Annotated in this window: 1 protein-coding gene; it reads left to right on the top strand. The window is 72.8% G+C overall.

Features of this window, described 5'->3' with window-relative positions; all coding sequences use genetic code 11:
• Window positions 1-1,109, top strand: a 1,109-nt coding sequence (locus tag FV229_RS26950; RefSeq protein WP_147754830.1) for a polysaccharide biosynthesis/export family protein, incomplete at both ends; no start/stop codon positions are given.

Raw genomic sequence — 1,109 nt, 5'->3', positions numbered from 1 at the left:
GGCTGTTCGGTTCTTCCGGCTTCGGGTCCGACGGCGCGGGCCGTCGAGGCGGGGGCGGAGGTCTCGACGCCGGAGGGGCTGCTGGCGCGCTACGAGCTCGTCGACGTGACGCCGGCCGTGATCGAGGCCCTGCGCGGACGCCCGCTCGACAGCCTGCTCGCCTCCTTCGGCGACAAGCGCCCCTCGATCGAGCCGGTGATCGGCGTCGGCGACTACGTCGCCGTCTCGGTCTGGGAAGCCGGCTCCGGCGGCCTGTTCTCAGGGCCCCTCGTCGCCGACCGCTTCTCCGCCGGCTCGAAGTCCGCCCTCATCCCCGAGCAGGCGGTCGGCCGCGACGGCGCGATCTCGGTGCCCTACGCCGGACGCATCCACGTCGCCGGACGCCGCACCCAGGACGTCCAGACGCTGATCGAGAACGAGCTCGCCGGCAAGGCGATCCAGCCGCAGGTGCTGGTCTCGGTCACCAAGCCGATCTCGCAGGCCGTCACCGTCACCGGCGAGGCCGTCGCCGGCGCCCGCCTGCCGCTGTCCACCGGCGGCGACCGCCTCCTCGACGTCGTGGCGTCCGCCGGCGGCGTGCGCTCGCCCGTCTCCGAGACCTTCGTGCGCCTCTCGCGCGGGGACCGCACCACCACCGTGCCGATGACGACCCTGGTGGCCAACCCGCGCGAGAACATCTACCTGCGCCCCAACGACGTGCTGACGCTGGTGCGCGACCCCCAGACCTTCCTCGCGGTGGGCGCGCTCGGCAACGCCACCGAGCTGCCGTTCTCGGCCGAAGGCATCACGCTGGCCCAGGCGCTGGCCAAGGCGCGCGGCCTGTCCGACTTCCAGGCCGACCCCGCCGGCACCTTCGTGTTCCGCTTCGAGCCGGCCGCGGTGGTGCGCCGCCTCAACCCGGCCTCGCCGCTGCTGACCACCCCGGTCGTCCCCGTGGTCTACCGCATCGACATGCGCGACCCCAACAGCCTGTTCACCTCCCAGGCCTTCCGCATGCGCAACCGCGACCTCGTCTACGTCTCCAACGCCCCCTTCACCGAAGTCTCCAAGGTCGTCAGCGTCTTCTCCACCGTCGCAGGACCCGTCGCCTCCGCCGCATCCGTCTACGC

Source organism: Methylobacterium sp. WL120 (assembly GCF_008039465.1).
Taxonomy (GTDB): Bacteria; Pseudomonadota; Alphaproteobacteria; order Rhizobiales; family Beijerinckiaceae; genus Methylobacterium; species Methylobacterium cerastii.
Note: the sequence above shows the minus strand (reverse complement) of the source record. Positions and strands in the feature narration are given on the sequence as shown.